The following is a 17,439-nucleotide window of genomic DNA, read 5'->3' on the forward strand; positions in this document are numbered from 1 at the left end:
CCTACTTTGAATCAGACTCCGCCTCGTGCTCGGCGTACTCCTCGCGGCTCCACTTGAGGGCCGCCTTGCCGTCCCTCTGGGTGATCACGTAGCGGGCGATGCCGAGGGAGACCTCGTAGAGGGCGAGAAGGACCACGTACATGAGGATCATCGTGATGGGCGAGGCGTCGGGCGTCACGATGGCGCAGACGACCATGAGGCCCACGTAGATGTAGCGCCACTGGCTGCGGAAGACGCTGTAGGGCACGATGTGAAGGATGGACAGGTAGAAGATGATGAGCGGCAGCTGGAAGGCGAAGCCAAAGCCGACCTCGAGCAGCATCATGATGTTGAGGTAGTCGTCCGCGTTGGGGACGATGGTGGCGAACTCGAGCGACTGGTCGATCAGCCAGCCGAAGGCGGCCTGCTGGATCACGATGTAGCAGAAGACCATGCCGAGGAAGAACAGGGCGACCATCGCCGCGACCGTCGGCACGACCCACTTGCGCTCGTGCTCGTTGAGCGCAGGCAGGAAGAAGGCCATGACCTCCCAGATGATGATCGGGGTGCAGATGATCACGCCCCAGAACATGGCGACCTTGAAGCGGATCGTGAAGCCGTCGAGAACGCCCAGGATCGCGAGGCCGTTGCCCTGGAGCGACTCGCGGATCGGGTCGATCATGAACTCGATGAGCGTGGGCGTGGCGAAGTAGATCACGAGGGCGGTCACGACGACCGAGACCACTATGATGGTCAGGCGTCGCCTGAGCTCCTGGAGGTGGTCCATCAGGGGCATGCGTGCGGGCCCGATCGGGCTCATGTGCTTGTTGTCCTTAGCCATTCGTGTGAGGGAGGCCTAGGCTTCGGCCTTCCCGTCCCCCTCCCCGGAGTCTCGAGTGGAATCGGCGGCCTTGCCGGCAGGGGCCTCGGCAGCCTCCTCCTCGGCAGCCTCCTCCTCGGCGGCCTGCGCGGCGGCCTTCGCCTGGGCGCGCGTGGAGCGGCGGCCCGCCGTGGAGTAGAGCGAGGCGAGACGCGCGCTCGCGTCGTCCGCCGGCGCCGCCTCGGGCTCGAGGTCGTCGTCGGAGTCCGCGTCGGCCACGGTGCGCAGGTCGACGACGGAGTCCGCGTCGGCGTCCGAGTCCGCGTCGTCGATGTCCGCACCGGCGGCGACGGTCGCGGCGGAGGCGGCGCCCGCCTCGGCGGCGGCCTCGCGCTCGGCCTTCAGGCGGGCCTTGCGCTCCGCGAACGTCTCGCGCCTCTCGCCCGCCCCCTCGATGTCGGAGTCGGTGTCGGCGCCCTCCTCAGCCCTGCGCTGCTTGGGCGACTTCTTCAGCTCCTCGGCCGCAGGGTCCATGATGTTGGTCTGCATGACCTCGGTGAAGCTGTCCGACGCGTCCCTGAACTGGCGCAGCATCCTGCCGATGGTCCTGCCCATCCCCGGCAGCTTGTCCGGGCCGAAGAGCAGGAACGCGAAGAGCAGGATGAGGACCAGCTCCGTCTCACCAATTCCAAACACGAGCGTGTACCTCCCCTTCCGGGATGTGTCCTTGAACCTCGGGACCCCTCGGCCGCACGACCGAGGGGTCCCATCTTATACCCGCATGGGCCTAGTCGGCCTTGACGTCGAGCTCGCGCCCGACCCCGAGCAGGCCGAGCACGCGCGCCACGTTGTGCTGGGGGTGCGAGACGCTGAGGCCCACGCCCTTGTCGTGCGCGCGGTGCGCGGCCCCCACGAGCACGCCGATGCCGGTCGAGTCGATGTAGGGGACCTCGGTGAGGTCCACCTCGACGGCGGTGGCGCCGCCCTCGAAGGCCCGGTCGAGGGCCTCCCTCAGCTCGGGCGCGTTGGAGACGTCCACCTCGCCCGCGACGCTCACGACGCGCTCGTTGTCCTTGTCCGACGTAGTGATGCTCAGTGGCATGATGTTCCCTTCCTGGCTAGAAGCCGATGCCCGACTTGCTGCTCAGCGCGTCGCTCAGCCCCTGCTCGCTGGTCGAGGGGACGGAGGCGGAGTCGCTGCCGGTCGAGCCCGAGGAGGCCGTGGAGGACGCCTTGATCTGGATCAGGCGCTGGTTGGCGAAGGTCTTGGCTCCGTACTCGTCGTCCGGGTCGGCGTCGACCGCCTTCTGGTAGGCCTCGGACGCCTTGTCCGTGTCGCCGGCGTACTCGTAGAGCATGCCGAGGTTCGCCCAGGCGGGACCGTAGCCCGCGTCCTCGGCCGTGACCTTCTCGAGGTCCGCCCGGGCCGCGTCGGCGGAGCCCGCGTAGAACTCGCAGAGGGCGCGGTCGACCTTGGCGGCCGAGGAGTCGTTGAGGGCGAGGTAGCGGTCGTAGTACCCGACGGCCTTCTGGAGCAGGCCCGTGCTGTAGGAGGTCTCCTCGTCCGTGGTGCTCGACCTGAGCGAGGCGTAGCCCCAGCTCATGTAGTCCTGGGCGAGGTTCAGCAGGGCCGCGAGGTTGTTGGGGTCCGAGGAGAGCTTGGCCTCCAGGGAGGAGACGGTCGTGGCGTACTTGCCCGCCGTCGACCGCAGGTTCTCGGGGACGCCGTCGAGGCTCGCGTCGGAGCTCTCGCCCGCGCCCGCGTCCGCGCTCGAGGAGGCGTCCGTCGAGCCGGAGTCGCTCGTGGAGGCGTCCGTGTCCGCGGAGGAGTCATCCGTGCCCTGCGCCTGGTTTGCGAAGATACTCACGAAGGAGGGCAGCATCATGCTCGCCGCCATGATCACCGCGAAGACGATGACGATGACCTTCGTCGAGGTCTTCATCTGCGAGGGCTTGACCTCGCCGTGCGCGCGCGAGGCGCCGCGGGGGCCGCCGGGACGCTTCTTTGACTTGCTGGCCATGGGGACCTCCCTCGATCGAGCACGAGCTCGCGCGGGAGCTCCTACGCGGGCGTGGCACGGGCGTGCCGGGCACACATATATATAGAGTGAAAAGGGCGCACCGGCAAAGCTTTCCGCCGGCACGCCCGTTCATTCTACAGAACCCACATCCAAATCTGAGCCTGTGCGTTCAAGATGCCTCAGTGATAACCGCTAGCGCTGCTCCCTCACAAGCTTGGCCGAGACGAGCTTGACAGCCACGACGAAGACGTCGAGCGCAGCGCCGAGTTCCTCGAGGGAGGGGTAGGTCGGCGCGATGCGGATGTTCGTGTCCTTGGGGTCCCTGCCATAGGGCCAGGTGGCACCGGCGGAGGTGAGCTTCACGCCGAGGTCAGCCATGAGCTTCACGATGCGGCGCGCCGAGCCCTCGGGACCCTCGAAGGAGACGAAGTAGCCGCCGCGGGGGTGCGTCCAGGTGGCGACGCCCAGCCCACCCAGGCCCTCGGAGAGCTTCGACTCGACGAGCTCGAAGCGCGGGCGCACGATGGCGGCGTGCCTGCGCATGTGCGCCCTCACGCCGTCGAGGTCCTTGAGGTAGCGCGCGTGCGCGAACTGCGAGAACTTCTCGGGCGAGACGCGTGCGACCTGGAAGCTCTTGCGGATCTCGGCCATGTCCTGGGGGCTGGCGGTGACGAAGGCGATGCCGGAGCCAGGGAAGGTGACCTTGGCGGTGGAGCCGAACTCGTAGACGAGGTCGGTGGTACCCGCCTCCTCGAGCGCGTCGAAGATGTTGAGCAGCGGGTCCTCCTCGTCCATGAAGCCGTGGACGACGTAGGCGTTGTCCCAGTAGACCCTGAAGTCGGGAGCCGCAGGCTTGAGCATCGCGAAGCGGCGGACGACGCGGTCGGAGTACACGACCCCCGTGGGGTTGGAGTACTTGGGGACGCACCAGATGCCCTTGACCGAGGGGTCGCTCTCCACGAGTCGCTGGACCATGTCCATGTCCGGACCCTCTTCGCCCATCGGCACGGGGACGTTCTCGATGCCGAGGTGCGCCGTGATGCCGAAGTGGCGGTCGTAGCCGGGAGCCGGGCAGAGCCACTTGACCTTGCCCTGCTGGTACCAGGGCTTGTTGCCCGCGACGCCGTTGGTGAAGCCGGAGGTGACCAGAGCATGCATGAGAGAGAGGCTCGACGAGCCGTTGACCAGCACGTTCTCTGCATCGACGCCCAAGATCTCGGCGGCGAGGGCGCGCGCGGAGGGCAGGCCGTCCGGCGAGCCGTAGTTGTCCACCACGCCGTCGCCGTCCACGAGCTCCGTCGTGGAGCCGATGAGGTCGAGCATGGGCTTGGAGAGCGCGGTCTGCTCGGGCGAGGGCTTCCCACGCGCCATGTCGAGCCTGAGGTGGCGGGCGCGGACCTCGTCCGCCTGCCTCTCGAGTTCCACGATGGTCCTGTCGAGCTCCTCGGGAGCCATGTCCTCGAAGACGTTTGCCATAGCCTGGAGCCTCCTTGTCGCTTGGTTGGCTGGCCTCACCCGCCGGCGCGGACGCCTGGGCCAGGGGCGGGTACGTCTCACGATACCCCACGCGCTCCCCCGCGCTCGCCCCGTCGGCGAGACCGCTCCCCAGTTTTTACCTGGGGGTGACGAGGGGCGCCGCCCGGGTGACGTGGGACGCTGGCCGGAGCGGCGCGGAGAAGGACGTCGACTCCCGGCGGGTGTCACGAGCACGAGGCCCGTCGCCAGCTAGCCTGCTACCATGGGAGGTCCGAGACCGCGCGGCCGACCCGCGCCCCACCAAGGAGGCCCTATGGCACGCATCTCCCCCTCCTCCCCCTCCCAGGACTTCGGCGAGCTGCAGAAGCTCGTGGACGACCTCTTCCGGGAGAGCGCAACCGGTACGGTCAAGCGCGTCGACCTCGTCGTGCGCGCGGAGGTCAACGACCTCTCCGATGAGGTCATGGAGGTCGTGGACCTGCTGCCGGCCGGGACCTACCACAGGGCCCGACTCTGCGACCAGCTCAACTCCATCGTGACCGCCCACGGCTGGGCGTACCTCCTCGGCACCGTCTCGTAGGCGCCCGCACGCCGCCGGGCCCATCTCCGCCGCACTCCCGCATGCCCGCGCGGGCATGCGGTTTTGCCGTTCGTTGCGGAACGAGCGTGTAAGCCGGGGGTGGATGGATATGCTAGGGTCATCGACATCCGATTAGGGGGCCCCATGAACGACCAGCGCATCGCCATCCTCACCGACTCCGGCACCGACACGCCCGCGGACTTCGTCCGCGCCCACGACGTTCGGGTGGTCCCCCTCCACATCAACTACTCCGACGGCACGAGCTACCGCTCCGGCGTGGACATCACGGAGCGGGAGGTCATCGAGCGCTTCTCCGAGGAGATCCCCAAGACCTCCCTCCCCTCCCCCCAGGAGATCCTCGACCTGTGCGAGCAGGCCAAGGCGGATGGCTACGAGCGAGGTGTCTTCGTCACGATCAGCTCCGCGCTCTCGGCCACCAACCAGACCGTGCGCCTGGTGAGGGAGCAGATCGAGGACTTCCCGCTCGCGGTGGTCGACACCAAGAGCATCGGCGTGATCGCGGGCCTTCAGGTCATGGAGGCCGTGCGCCTGGTGGAGTCCGGCGTGCCCTTCGAGGACCTGGAGCGACGCCTCTGCGACCTCTCGGAGAGGAGCGACGTCTTCTTCACCGTGAAGGACCTCTACTACCTGCGTCAAGGCGGCCGCATCTCCGAGGCGGTCTACCGCCTGGGCAGCGTCCTCAACATCAAGCCGGTCCTCTACTGCGACGCCGAGGGCTACTACGCCGTCATCAAGAAGGCACGCGGCTGGGACAAGGCCCTCGCCTCTCTCGTCAAGCTCGTCGCCTCGCGCGCCGCCAAGTTCGTCCGCGTGCGCGTCGGCATCTGCTGCTCGGAGGCCGACGACTGCCTGGACGAGCTCGAGGAGCGCGTGCGGCGCGAGGTCCCCAACGTGGGCGAGGTCATCCGCTCCGGGCTCTCCCCCGACCTCATCGTGCACACCGGCCCCGACCTGGTCGGCATGGGCGTCCAGCCCCTGGAGTAGCCTGGCTGGCCGACGGCCGGCCAACGGGGACGCTGGGCGGGCGCCTCGCCCATGCGGCTCCAACCGGCGCCGCGAGCGAGCGGGAACCCTAGGCCCCCATGAGCTGGAAGGCGAACATCACGACCGTGAGGACGATCACCGCCACGACGGTGAACCAGGTCAGGGCGTTCCAGACGCGCCCGTTGGCGTGCTCCCCCATGATGTGGCGGTCGCTCGCGATGAGCACCAGGCAGACGAGAAGGACCGGCAGCAGGATGCCGTTGATGACCTGCGCCGCCATCATGATTCCGAACAGGTCCATGCCCGGGACCAGGATGATCGCCGCGGAGACGAGCGTGATGCCGGTGATCAGGCCCTTGTAGACGGGAGCCTCCTGCCAGGTGCAGTCGTTGCCGCGCTCCCAGCCGAAGGCCTCACAGACCGCGCTCGCGGTGATGCCGGGCAGCACGCAGGCCGCCAGGAACGAGGCGCCCACCAGGCCGACGGCGAACATCGCGCCGGCGTAGGCACCGGCGAGCGGCTCCAGGGCTCGCGCCGCGTCGGCCGCGTCGTTCACGACTATGCCGGCCGGGAAGAGCACGGTGCCCGTCGCGAGCATGATGAACCAGGTGATGACCTCAGCCACCACGGCGCCCGAGACGTTGTCCGCACGCTGGCCGGCGATGTCGCCGGCATCGAGCTTCTTCTCCACCACGTTGCTCGCGACCATGAAGATCATGTAGGGCGAGATGGTGGTGCCGACGTTGGCGACGAGAAGCGACACGTAGCCCGGGTCGAACGACATCTGCGGGACCACCGTGGCCGTGAGGGCGCTGCCCCAGTCGGGCTTGGCGAGCACGCCGGCGACGATGTAGGTCACGAAGATGCAGCTGATGGCGAGCAGGATCTTCTCCACCCGGCGGTAGGAGCCGCTCATGACGAGGATCCAGGTGAGCAGGGCCGCGACCGGCACCGAGTAGACCACCGGGACGCCGAAGATGCCGAGGCCGGAGGCGATGCCAGCGAACTCGGAGAGGGTGACCGCGAAGTTGGACACGACGAGGGCGAGCATGGCGAGGGCGGAGACGCGGATGCCGAAGCGCTCGCGGATCAGCGAGGCGAAGCCCTTGCCCGTGGCGCAGCCCATGCGTGCGGAGGTCTCCTGTACCACGACGAGCAGCAGGCACATGAGCGGCACGGTCCAGAGCTGGCCGTAGCCGTAGGTGGCGCCGGCGTTGGAGTAGGTCGCGATCCCGCCGGCGTCGTTGCCCGCGAGCGAGGTCAGGAGGCCCGGCCCCATCACCGCGAGGATCGAGAGGATCTTCGACCTGTTGGAGCGGCGCATGGCTACACCAGAGCGGGCGCGAGGCACGCCACGAGGACGAAGAGGAAGAGGGCGACCGCCATCGCCACGCACGCGAGGACGATGCCGGAGGTCTCCTTGTTGCGTTCGTCACGCCGACGCAGGACCCTCAGGTAGGCTACGCAGAGCAGGAAGGAGACGAGCACGGAGGCCGCGGAGGCGACGAAGCCGGACATGATCGAGCTCGTGATCTCGCCCAGGGCCTGGCCCGAGGAGACCATGGAGACCACGGCCGCAGCGAAGGCGAGGATGAGGACGCCGAGCACCAGGCCGATGCCTGCGCTCTTGATGCCGAAGCCCAGGTAGGATGGGGTATTCTCCGCGTTGGGGTCATGCTCCAGGTAGAAGTTGGTGACGTAGTCCACCGAGTCGTCCGCCACGATGAGCGCGACGGGCAGGGCGGCGGCCATGAGAAGGGCGTCCACGAGCGCGAAGGTACCCCCGCGGGCCCCCTGGAGGACCGCCCACAGCACGGCGACGCCGACCATCCAGAAGAAGAACCACAGCTCGCGCCTGAGCGCCCAGCGCAGGTCGCGCAGGGGCAGCTCCTCGGTGCCCTCGCTCGAGCGACCGGCGCCCGCGATCTGCAGGTCCTCCTCGTGCTCGTCCTCCATGACGTCGAGGGCGTCGTCGACGGTGACGGCGCCGAGCAGGTGGCCGTTGTCGTCCACGACGGGCATCGCGAGCAGGTTGTACTTTGCGATGTCGTTGGCCACGTCCTCCTGGTCCTCGTCCGGGCTCGCGGTGACGAGCTCGTGGGTCGCGAGGTCGGACAGCTTGGTCTCCGGGTCGGCGACGATGAGCCGGTCGAGCGAGACGACGCCGGAGAGGCGGTCCTCGTCGTCGGCGGTGTAGACGTAGCGGACGGCCTCGAAGTCCTCGTCGAGCCCGCGCATCTTCTCGATCGCGTCGCTCACGCAGGCGTCCTCCGGCAGGAGCACGACCTCCTGGGTCATGATGCGGCCCGCCGTGTCGTCGGGGTAGCCGAGGAGCTGGCGGATGGCCGTCTCCTCCTTGACGCCCATGAGCTTGAGGAGCTTCTCGGCGCGCTCGTAGTCGAGCTCGCCGACGAGCTCCGCCGCGTCGTCCGGGTCCATCTCCTGCAGCATGCGGCTCGCCTCCTGCTCGCTCATGCTGCCCACGAGCTCGGCCGCGTCGTCGCCCTCGAGCTCGGCGATGGCGCCGGCGCGCTGCTCGTCGTCGAGCTGGGCGAAGACCTGGCCGCGCAGGCGCGGGTCCAGCTGCTCGATGATGTCGGCGATGTCGGCGGGGTGCAGCTCGTCGAGGGTCTTGTGCGAGACCGAGAGCTTCACGTTGGAGAGGTCGCGCTCGACGAGGTCCATGTAGGACCAGGCGATGATGCGCTCCGGGATGGGGTGGCCGAGCGCGCGGCCCATGCTCAGCACCATGCGCTCGAGCCCGGGCGAGAGCGAGCGCAGGATGCCACGGACGCCCACCTCGGCGCCGAGGAGGCGCAGCTGGGTGGAGCTCGTGTCGGAGAGCTTGAGGTCGTTCACGCGCACGACGCGCATGCCGTGGGTGTCGACGATCTGCTTGTTCAGGATGTCGCGGGCGAGAAGGACCTCGTCGGGCTGCAGGTACGAGAAGCGGATGTCAACCGCCTTGACGCGCAGGCGCACCTCGTTCTCGTCGTAGCTGCCGACGTACTTGCCCCACGAGATCATCAGCGGGTCGTGCCCGCGGTCGCGGAACGCCAGCGAGGTCACGCGCGGGAAGACCTCGCCCGTCGCGATGCCGAGGTCGTCGATGGTCCCCAGGCGCTCGCCGTCGACGTCGATGACGGGCTTGCCCAGGATCTGAGAGAGGTAGATCATGTGTGCTTCCTTCCGCACGGGCGCGTGGGCCCGGAGCTGCCGGGCGACGGTCGCGCGCCGTCGTGTTCCGAGCCCCTGACGGCTCCGGAAGGAGGCGCCACGGGGCTATCGACTGTGTGGTCGATCCTTCATCGATTGCCCTTCTCTGCTTTGGGGTGCCAAGCACCCGCCTGTCAGGTGCGAGGCGCCGGTTGGGACGCGAGGCACCGCACGTCGGACGCGGGCCCCGCCTGGGGCGCCGCCCGTCCTTGCGCCACGGCCGCGAGCGGACGCAGCCGGCAAGAGGCCCGGATGGCGCAGCGTGCCGCCCGGTCCGTCGTCAAGATAGTAGACTCTCTCCTGTCCCATAACTACCCCCGCCCACAAATCGACCAAAAATGTCGGCTCGTACGCGCGGCGGGGCACGAGAGCGGGGAGGCACCATGGCAGCAAGCGCACAGCCCGAGGGCGCGACGCCGCAGGCCGCGGGGCGCACGGGCGCGGCGCCGGGGGTCGCATGGCCCGACGTCACCGAGGCCAGGGAGGACGTCTGCGCCGTGGGGAGGCTCCTTTACGAGCGCGGCTACGTGGCCTCCAACGACGGCAACATCAGCGTGAGATGCGGGGAGGACGAGGTCCTTATCACCCCCTCCGGCGTGAGCAAGGGGCGCATGGAGCCGCGGATGCTCGTGCGCTGCGACCTCTCGGGACGGCCCCTGACCTGCGACGAGTCCGGACGCTTCCCCTCCTCGGAGATCAAGATGCACCTCGAGGTCTACCGCGCCCGCCCGGATGTGCGCGCCGTGGTGCACGCCCACCCCGTCTTCGCGACTGCCTTCGCGATCCTCAGGAAGGACCTCGACGAGGCCTACCTCCCCGAGCTCGTGCTCAACTTCGGCAAGATCCCGGTCGCTCCGTTCGCGATGCTCTCCACCGACGAGGTGCCGCTGAGCATCCGGCCCTACCTCGCGGACTACAACGGGCTGCTCCTCGCCAACCACGGCGCGCTCGCCTGGGGCAAAGACGTCTGGGCCGCCTTCGACCTCATGGAGACGATCGAGCACTCGGCGAAGATCTACAAGGCCGTCCACGACCTCGGCGGCGGGGTGGAGCTCACCGACGGGCAGGTCGCCCACCTCGAGGGGCTCCGCGCGTTCTACCGCGAGCGCGCGGCCAGGAAGGGGTAGGCTGGGCGCCAGGCCCGCGGCAGCGCGGCGCCAGGCCCGCGGCAGCGCGGCGCCAGGCCCGCGACGGCGCGGCGCCAGGCCCGCGACGGCGCGGCGCCAACCCGGGGCCAGTTGCCAGCAAGAGCGCCGGGAGGTCCCGGCGAGAGAGGAGAAGAGCGTGGAGCAAGAGGGAAGCAAGGGCGTCGTGGGCATCGACGCGGTCGAGCTCGCAAAGGACGAGGGGGCCGTGGTCATCATCGACCAGACGAAGCTCCCCAACTCGCTCGAGCACATCCGCCTGGAGACGCCCGAGCAGATGTACGACGCGATCCTGCACCTCAAGGTGCGCGGCGCGCCGGCGATCGGCGTGTGCGCGGGCTACTGCTACTACGTGTGCGCCCGGCAGGACAGCGCGGGCGCCAAGAGCTGGGCGGACGTGCGCGAGCCGCTCCGGGCGCACAAGGAGTACCTCAACGGCTCCCGTCCGACGGCCGTGAACCTCTCCTGGGCACTCGACCGCATGGAGGCCTGCGCCGAGGCGCACGCCAGCGAGCCCGTGGCCGACGTCCTCGCCGCCCTCGGGCGCGAGTGCCGCGCCATCCACGAGGAGGACGTGCGCATGAGCGCAGCCATCAGCGAGCTCGGCGCGAGCCTCCTGCACGACGGCGACGGCGTTCTCACCCACTGCAACGCCGGTCCCCTCGCCTGCCTCGGCTACGGCACCGGCCAGGGTCCGCTGTTCTTTGCGCACGACCACGGCAAGGAGATCCACGTCTTCGCCGACGAGACCAGGCCGCTGCTGCAGGGCGCGCGCCTCACGAGCTACGAGCTCTCGCGCGCCGGCGTCGACGTGACGCTCATCTGCGACAACATGGCCTCCATCGTCATGCGCAACGGCTGGGTGCAGGCCTGCATGGTGGGCTGCGACCGCGTCGCGATGAACGGCGACGTCGCGAACAAGATCGGCACGTCCGGCGTCGCCATCCTCGCCAAGCACTACGGCATCCCCTTCTACGTGCTCGGCCCCACCTCCACGATCGACCGCGCCTGCGCCACGGGCGACGACATCACCATCGAGCTGCGCGACCCCGACGAGATCAAGACCATGTGGTACGCAGAGCCCAAGGCGCTGCCCGAGGTCAAGTGCTACAACCCCTCCTTCGACGTGACCGACCACGAGCTCGTGAGCGCCATAGTCACGGAGAAGGGCATCTGCCGTGCGCCCTACACCGAGAGCCTCGCCGCCCTCTTCGAGGAGTAGCGCCAGCGCGGCGCTGGCACCGCAACCAAACCGCACCCCGAAGGCGGCCCAGCGAGTAGTCATGCGAGAAAGGAAGCACCATGTTCGAGACCGGATCCGCCTGCATCCGCTGCAACAAGGAGGACGTCGCAAAGGTCGTCCTCATGCCCGGTGACCCCCTGCGCGCCAAGTTCATCGCAGAGAAGTACCTCGAGGACCCCATCCTCTTCAACGACGTGCGCAACATGCTCGGCTACACGGGGACCTACAAGGGCAAGCGCATCTCCGTCATGGGCTCCGGGATGGGCATCCCCAGCATGTGCCTGTACGCCCACGAGCTCTACACCCAGGTCGGCGTCGACGCGATCATCCGCGTGGGCACCACCGGCTCCCTGCCCGAGGACATCCACACCGGCGAGATCGTGATCGCCCAGAGCGCCGCGACCAACTCCGCCATCGCGAGCCTCTACGACTCCCCCGTCAAGCTCGCGCCCACCGCGAGCTGGGACATGCTGATCGACGCGGTCAGGAGCTGCGAGCGCCTCGGCGTCGGCTACCACGTCGGCCAGGTCGTCTCCTCCGACGTCTTCTACAACCCGCGCGAGGATGCGCCCGTGCGTTACAAGGAGCTCGGCCTGCTCTGCGTCGAGATGGAGACCGCCGGCCTCTACATCGAGGCCCAGACCAGCCACAAGAAGGCCGTCTCCATCCTCTCCGTCTCCGACACCTTCTTCACCGGCGAGGCCCTCTCCGCGGACGAGCGTGAGAAGAGCTTCACCGACATGATGGAGGTCTCGCTCGAGACCGCGCTTAACTACGCCTAGCCGGTCCGGCGGCGCCCGGCGCCGAATGGGCGCCCAGCGCCGAATGATCCAGGACGCCCGCATATCCGCACGTCGAGAGGCCCCACCAAGGGGCCTCTCCCCTTTTGCGAGCCCGTCGCACCCCCGAGCGACGGCATGGGGGACGCGGCGGGCCGCCGGCGCAACTCCCGCACCTCAGACGTGCAGTTTTCCGAGTTGTGGACGACCTGGCCGTGGAGACGATGCCCGGGCGCCCTCGCTCCAACGGCACCACGCACGTCTTTCCTGGGCAACCGAGGAGAATGGGGACTTGGCCATCCCCGCGAACGCACCCGAACCTCCCCCCAGGCAAGCCGGCGGAGGTCGGGACCCGTCCATAACTCTCGATAATGCACGGGTCGCTCGAGGATCCTGCGGGAGACACGGTCCGCATGCGACCGCGCCCCTCTGCAGGCCCGGACTTCTGCAGCAGGCGCCTCAGGGTATTGCAGCCGCAGCCCCGCGCCGCCCTACTCCCCCACGGCGAGCGAGGCCACCATGTGGTCCACGATGCGTGCGCACAGGTCGGCGGCACGGCGCTCGAAGGCCGGGTAGTCCATGGCGTCCGACCCGTCAGCCTTGTCGGAGATGGCGCGCACGATCACGAACGGCACGTCGTTGAGCCAGCAGGCCTGGGCGATGCTGGCCCCCTCCATCTCGCAGCAGTCTGCCGAGAAGGTCGCGCGGATCCGCGCCTTCACCGCGTCGTCCCGCACGAACTGGTCGCCCGACGCCACGCGCCCCTCGAGCACCCCCGTCTCGGGGGCGACCGCACGGACCGCTTCGACGGCCGCGCGGCGCAGCCCGGGGTCGGCCGGGAAGGCGACCCGCCCCAGTCCCGGGACCTCGCCGGGCTCGTACCCGAAGTTCGTGGCGTCCACGTCGTGGTGGACGGCGTCGGTGGAGACGAGGACGTCGCAGATGTCGAGCCCGTTGTTGAGGCTGCCCGCCACGCCCGTGTTGATCACGTGCGTCACGCCGAAGCGGCCGATAAGGACCTCTGCGCACACGGCCGCGTCGACCTTGCCCACGCCGGAGCGCACGACGACCACGTCCACGCCGCCCAGCCGGCCCTCGAAGAACTCCATGCCAGCCGTGCTCACTGGCTCGCCCGCCGTCGCGCCGAGCTCGGCAATAAGATGCCTGACCTCGACTTCCATCGCGCCGATGATTCCGACCTTCATGCTATACGTCCCTTCTGGCCGCCTCGCGGCGCGCTTACGCCTCCGGGTAGTTGAGGTGCGCCTCGTCGATCCCGTAGAGGGTCCCCTCCAGGAAGCGACGCGCCCACCACTGCGCCATGGGGAGGCTCGCGTCGTGCCAGTTGCCACAGTCACGCGGGGCGGCGCCGGGGATCTCGCCCTCGAAGTCGCGCACGAACTCGAACATCCTCGTGACGGGTCCAACCGCGTCCGCGCTTGTCAGGTCGCCGAAGAGCACCAGGTAGAAGCCCGTGCGGCAGCCCATCGGCCCAAAGTAGATGGTGCGCGGCGCCAGCTCGGGGTCATTGCGAAGGAAGGTGGCGCCCAGGTGCTCGACCGCGTGGACCGCGTCGGTGTCCATGACCGGCTCGCGGTTGGGCGCCGTCAGGCGCACGTCGAAGGTCGAGACCACGCAGCCGCTCTCGGGGTCGCGATCCTTCCTCGAGAGGTAGACGCCGGGCTCGAGCAGCAGATGGTTGACGGTGAAGCTTGCGATCTTCTCCATGGTTCCTCGTTTCTAGTGGTCTGTGATGATGCCGGCGCCGGGCCAGCGACGCCAGCGGTGCCGGACCAGCGACGCCCCCGTCGCCGCTGGCGGTGCCGCCTCAGCCGCGCCTCAGCCGCGCACGCCCTCTGCGACGTCGTGGCGCGGCTCGGCCAGCGGGCGCACGGCGCAGGCGAGCCACTCCCTGCCGCCGAGCGCGCGTGCGGCCGCGTCCAGCGCGGACGAGAAGGTCACGTCGTCGCGGACGTTGAGCCACACCGTGCCGTGCGCGCCCCAGGCGTCGATGGAGGCGTAGCTCACCGACGGTTCCGTGCCGGGCCTCAGCAGCGGCGCCGTCGCCTCCCTGACGGCGGCGGACGCCTCGCGCGCGACCTCGGAGAGGTCCCAGCCGGGCGCGACGTCGAACGCGAGGCCGCACGACCCGCGCTGCGCGTCGCTGAAGCGCTTGAACGACGTCTTGTTGAGCACCGAGTTGGGGATTATCTGCACGTTGCCGAAGCGGTCCTCCACCGTGGTATGGCGCCAGTTGACGTCGCGCACCATGCCGCGGAAGCCGGAGACCTCGACGCAGTCGCCCGGCGCGACCACCCGCCCGACCATGAGCCCCAGCCCCGAGAAGATGTTGGAGACCGTGTCCTGCAGGCCGAAGGAGATGACCACGGAGGTGATCCCCAAGGCGGCGACCAGGCTCGTCGGGTCGATCCCGAAGACCGGCTTCAGGACCGTGACCAGCGCGAACACCCACACCATCCCGCGCAGGATGTTCACGAAGATCGAGGCCGAAGGCACGCTCGAGGCGTCGAGCAGCCGGCGGGAGACCCGCGCGACGAGGCGCTCCACCACGGCCGCGATCGCGACGACCACCGCGAGGTAGAGCACCCGGCCGAGAAGGTCGGTGCCGCTCATGCCCAGGACGGTGACCTCGGAAAGCTCTCCCAGCATGCCTGCCTACCCCTCGACCTTCACGATCGGCGCGAACCCGCGCATGAGCTTCTTGCGCTTGCCCGTCCGGCTGAACTGCACCTCGATCACGTCGCCGGAGACGGACAGCACCACGCCCGGCCCGAAGGTCTTGTGCGAGACGTGGTCGCCCGCGCGCAGCGCCTCCTGCGGCTTGGGCGCCTCGCGCCGCGGCTGCGGCTGCTGGTGCTGCGAGGCGGGCGCGCCGCCCGTGGAGCGCGTGCGCGAGCCGAAGACGTGGCCGCCGTAGACCTCCGAGCCCCTGCCGGAGCCGAAGGTCCCCCTGCGGTCGCCGCGCTTCTCCCAGCCCACGCCCGAGAAGCCCGAGGAGCCCACGCCGATGGCCTCGACGTCCTGCTCGGGAATCTCGTTCACGAAGCGGCTGCGCGGGTAGGCCTGCACCGAGCCGTACATGCGGCGCGTGGCCGCATACGTGAGGTAGAGGCGCTCCTCGGCGCGGGTGATGGCGACATAGGCCAGGCGCCGCTCCTCCTCGATGCGCCCGGGCTCCGTCTCGCCGGCCGCGTGCGGGAAGATGCCCTCCTCCATGCCGGCCACGAACACCACGGGGAACTCCAGGCCCTTGGCGGCGTGGATGGTCATCATCGTGATCGCGTGGCTGTCGCCGCCCATCGTGTCGAGGTCCGAGCGCAGGGCCAGCCATTCCATGAAGGCGGGCAGCTTCTCGGCGGCGACGGGCGGCCTCAGGCTCGCCGCGGGGTCTGCAGCCAGGGCGGCGCCGGCGGCGGAGAAGCCCGAGGCGTCCGCGCCTGCGCCCGCAGCGCCGACGGCAGCGGCGCCCGGCGCCGCGTCGAGCGCCCCGGCCTCGCGCAGCTGGCGCAGGCTCTCGAGCGTCTCCTGCACGTCGTCGTGGGACTCGTCGAAGTCCGCCGCGACGCCGTAGAACTCCTGGATGTTCTCGATGCGGCCGTCCGCCTCGTCGGTGTGCTCCGCCTCGAGCGCGCGGACGAGGCCGGCCTCCTCGACGATGGTGCGCACCACGTCGGCCAGCTCCCCGTCCACGTGGCGCGCGCGCTCGATCGCGTTGGTCCACTGCGCCACGGCACCCCTGACCTTGGCGCTGAGCAGCCCGGACTCCATGGTGCAGGCCTCGGCGGCCGAGAAGAACGAGAGGTTGTGGCTCGCCGCGTACGCCGCGATCTTGTTGACGCTCGTCGTGCCCACGCCGCGCCTCGGCGTGTTGATCACGCGCTGCGCCGAGACGTCGTCGTCGGGGTTGACGACGAGCTTGAGGTAGGCCATCACGTCGCGGATCTCCGCGCGGTCGTAGAAGCGCGTGCCGCCCACGAGCTTGTAGGGCACACCGGCGCGCAGGAACATGTCCTCGAGGATGCGCGACTGCGCGTTGGTGCGGTAGAAGACCGCCATGTCGTCGTAGCTCCTGCCACGGTCGTGGAGCTTCTCGATCTCCGCGCCGATCCAGCGGCCCTCGTCGCGCTCGTCGGACGCCTGGAAGACGCGGACCTTGTCGCCCTCCCCGCGTGAGGTGTACAGGCGCTTGGGGGTGCGACGCGAGTTGTGCGCCACCACGGCGTTGGCCGCGTTCAGGATGTGGCCGTACGAGCGGTAGTTCTCCTCCAGCTTGACCACGTGCGCCTGGGGGTAGTCCTTCTGGAAGGAGAGGATGTTCTTGATGTCCGCGCCGCGCCAGGAGTAGATCGACTGGTCGTCGTCGCCCACGACCATGAGGTTCTGGTACTTGCGCGCAAGCAGGTTGGTGATCGCGTACTGCACGCCGTTGGTGTCCTGGTACTCGTCCACGCTGATCTGCAGGAACCTGTCCTGGTAGGACTCCAGCACGTCCGGGCACTTGGACAAGAGCTCGAAGGCCTTGACGAGAAGGTCGTCGAAGTCCATGGCGTTGGCGCGCTCGAGGCGGCGCGAGAGCTCGTGGTAGACGCGGGCTGAGGCGGTGTCGAGCGGGGCCTCGGCCGAGCCCTCCATCTCGTCGGGGTAGACGAGCGCGTTCTTGGCCGCAGAGATCCTCGAGCGGACGGCGTTTATCGGGAACTTCTTCTGGTCTATGTCCAGGTCCTGCATGATCTGGCGGACCAGGCGCTTGGAGTCGTCGTCGTCGTAGATCGTGAAGTTGGGCTTGTAGCCGATGCGGTCCGCGTCCTCGCGCAGCATACGCACGCACATGGCGTGGAAGGTGCAGATCCACATGCCGCGCGTGTTGGCGACGAGGGCGCCGAGCCTCTCGCGCATCTCCGCGGCGGCCTTGTTGGTGAAGGTGATCGCGAGGACCTGCCAGGGGCGGACGCCCTCGTCCTGGATCATGTGGGCGATGCGGTAGGTCAGGACGCGCGTCTTGCCCGAGCCCGCGCCGGCGAGCACCAGCAGCGGCCCCCTCGTGCAGAGGACGGCCTCGCGCTGCGCGGGGTTGAGCCCGTCTATGTCCACGCTCGCGCCTGCCTGGCCTGCCGTCCGTGCGTCCTGCGTCATGGTCCCCCCGTTGCCTCGAGC

General features: G+C 69.1%; 16 protein-coding genes. 5 read left to right on the forward strand and 11 right to left on the reverse strand.

The window, feature by feature from the left end; translation table 11 throughout:
• Nucleotide 1: 1 nt before the first annotated feature.
• The 5 genes from tatC to VXJ25_RS05030 all read right to left on the reverse strand — a co-directional run bounded on the left by tatC (nucleotide 2) and on the right by VXJ25_RS05030 (nucleotide 4,296).
• The gene (tatC, locus tag VXJ25_RS05010; protein ID WP_330958115.1) at nucleotides 2-820 is read right to left on the reverse strand and encodes a twin-arginine translocase subunit TatC; all 819 of its coding nucleotides are present in this window, start codon (nucleotides 818-820) and stop codon (nucleotides 2-4) included.
• Nucleotides 821-835: 15 nt separating this feature from the next.
• Nucleotides 836-1,495, reverse strand: a complete 660-nt coding sequence (locus VXJ25_RS05015) for a Sec-independent protein translocase subunit TatA/TatB (RefSeq protein WP_330958116.1) — start codon at nucleotides 1,493-1,495, stop codon at nucleotides 836-838.
• Between the two features lie 91 nt (nucleotides 1,496-1,586).
• Nucleotides 1,587-1,901, reverse strand: coding sequence for an STAS domain-containing protein (locus VXJ25_RS05020; protein WP_330958117.1), 315 nt, complete (start codon nucleotides 1,899-1,901; stop codon nucleotides 1,587-1,589).
• 16 nt (nucleotides 1,902-1,917) lie between these two features.
• Nucleotides 1,918-2,820 (reverse strand): tetratricopeptide repeat protein, encoded by a 903-nt coding sequence (locus VXJ25_RS05025; RefSeq protein WP_330958118.1) that lies wholly within the window; start codon nucleotides 2,818-2,820, stop codon nucleotides 1,918-1,920.
• Nucleotides 2,821-3,012: 192 nt separating this feature from the next.
• Nucleotides 3,013-4,296: a PLP-dependent aminotransferase family protein gene (locus VXJ25_RS05030; RefSeq protein ID WP_330958119.1), complete on the reverse strand. Its 1,284-nt coding sequence runs from the start codon at nucleotides 4,294-4,296 to the stop codon at nucleotides 3,013-3,015.
• A 313-nt stretch (nucleotides 4,297-4,609) separates the two neighbouring features.
• On the opposite strand from VXJ25_RS05030, the gene VXJ25_RS05035 reads away from it, so the two are divergent.
• A complete protein-coding gene (locus tag VXJ25_RS05035; RefSeq protein WP_330958120.1) occupies nucleotides 4,610-4,876 on the forward strand; it encodes a hypothetical protein in 267 nt (88 codons plus the stop codon).
• Between the two features lie 144 nt (nucleotides 4,877-5,020).
• Nucleotides 5,021-5,881 (forward strand): DegV family protein, encoded by an 861-nt coding sequence (locus tag VXJ25_RS05040; RefSeq protein ID WP_330958121.1) that lies wholly within the window; start codon nucleotides 5,021-5,023, stop codon nucleotides 5,879-5,881.
• Between the two features lie 88 nt (nucleotides 5,882-5,969).
• Here the strand turns inward: VXJ25_RS05040 and VXJ25_RS05045 are convergent, their stop codons facing one another.
• Complete coding sequence (locus tag VXJ25_RS05045; protein WP_330958122.1) at nucleotides 5,970-7,205, reverse strand: Nramp family divalent metal transporter; 1,236 nt, start codon at nucleotides 7,203-7,205, stop codon at nucleotides 5,970-5,972.
• A 2-nt stretch (nucleotides 7,206-7,207) separates the two neighbouring features.
• Nucleotides 7,208-9,058, reverse strand: coding sequence for a magnesium transporter (locus VXJ25_RS05050; RefSeq protein ID WP_330958123.1), 1,851 nt, complete (start codon nucleotides 9,056-9,058; stop codon nucleotides 7,208-7,210).
• A 422-nt stretch (nucleotides 9,059-9,480) separates the two neighbouring features.
• Here VXJ25_RS05050 and VXJ25_RS05055 point away from each other — a divergent pair, with 422 nt between their 5' ends.
• From VXJ25_RS05055 to deoD, 3 genes are all read left to right on the forward strand, one after another.
• Nucleotides 9,481-10,224, forward strand: a complete 744-nt coding sequence (locus VXJ25_RS05055) for a class II aldolase/adducin family protein (protein WP_330958124.1) — start codon at nucleotides 9,481-9,483, stop codon at nucleotides 10,222-10,224.
• Nucleotides 10,225-10,381: 157 nt separating this feature from the next.
• Complete coding sequence (mtnA, locus tag VXJ25_RS05060) at nucleotides 10,382-11,464, forward strand: S-methyl-5-thioribose-1-phosphate isomerase (protein WP_330958125.1); 1,083 nt, start codon at nucleotides 10,382-10,384, stop codon at nucleotides 11,462-11,464.
• Nucleotides 11,465-11,544: 80 nt separating this feature from the next.
• Complete coding sequence (deoD, locus tag VXJ25_RS05065; protein WP_330958126.1) at nucleotides 11,545-12,267, forward strand: purine-nucleoside phosphorylase; 723 nt, start codon at nucleotides 11,545-11,547, stop codon at nucleotides 12,265-12,267.
• A 488-nt stretch (nucleotides 12,268-12,755) separates the two neighbouring features.
• On the opposite strand, the gene VXJ25_RS05070 is transcribed toward deoD, so the two are convergent.
• The 4 genes from VXJ25_RS05070 to VXJ25_RS05085 all read right to left on the reverse strand — a co-directional run bounded on the left by VXJ25_RS05070 (nucleotide 12,756) and on the right by VXJ25_RS05085 (nucleotide 17,418).
• Nucleotides 12,756-13,469 (reverse strand): 5'-methylthioadenosine/adenosylhomocysteine nucleosidase, encoded by a 714-nt coding sequence (locus VXJ25_RS05070; protein WP_330958127.1) that lies wholly within the window; start codon nucleotides 13,467-13,469, stop codon nucleotides 12,756-12,758.
• Between the two features lie 34 nt (nucleotides 13,470-13,503).
• Nucleotides 13,504-13,992, reverse strand: a complete 489-nt coding sequence (locus tag VXJ25_RS05075; RefSeq protein ID WP_330958128.1) for an S-ribosylhomocysteine lyase — start codon at nucleotides 13,990-13,992, stop codon at nucleotides 13,504-13,506.
• Between the two features lie 111 nt (nucleotides 13,993-14,103).
• Nucleotides 14,104-14,934: a mechanosensitive ion channel family protein gene (locus VXJ25_RS05080; protein ID WP_330958129.1), complete on the reverse strand. Its 831-nt coding sequence runs from the start codon at nucleotides 14,932-14,934 to the stop codon at nucleotides 14,104-14,106.
• 6 nt (nucleotides 14,935-14,940) lie between these two features.
• Nucleotides 14,941-17,418: an ATP-dependent helicase gene (locus VXJ25_RS05085; protein ID WP_330958130.1), complete on the reverse strand. Its 2,478-nt coding sequence runs from the start codon at nucleotides 17,416-17,418 to the stop codon at nucleotides 14,941-14,943.
• Between the last annotated feature and the right edge of the window lie 21 nt (nucleotides 17,419-17,439).

The sequence above is a fragment of the Olsenella absiana genome, assembly GCF_036408855.1.
Classification (GTDB): Bacteria; Actinomycetota; Coriobacteriia; order Coriobacteriales; family Atopobiaceae; genus Olsenella_K; species Olsenella_K absiana.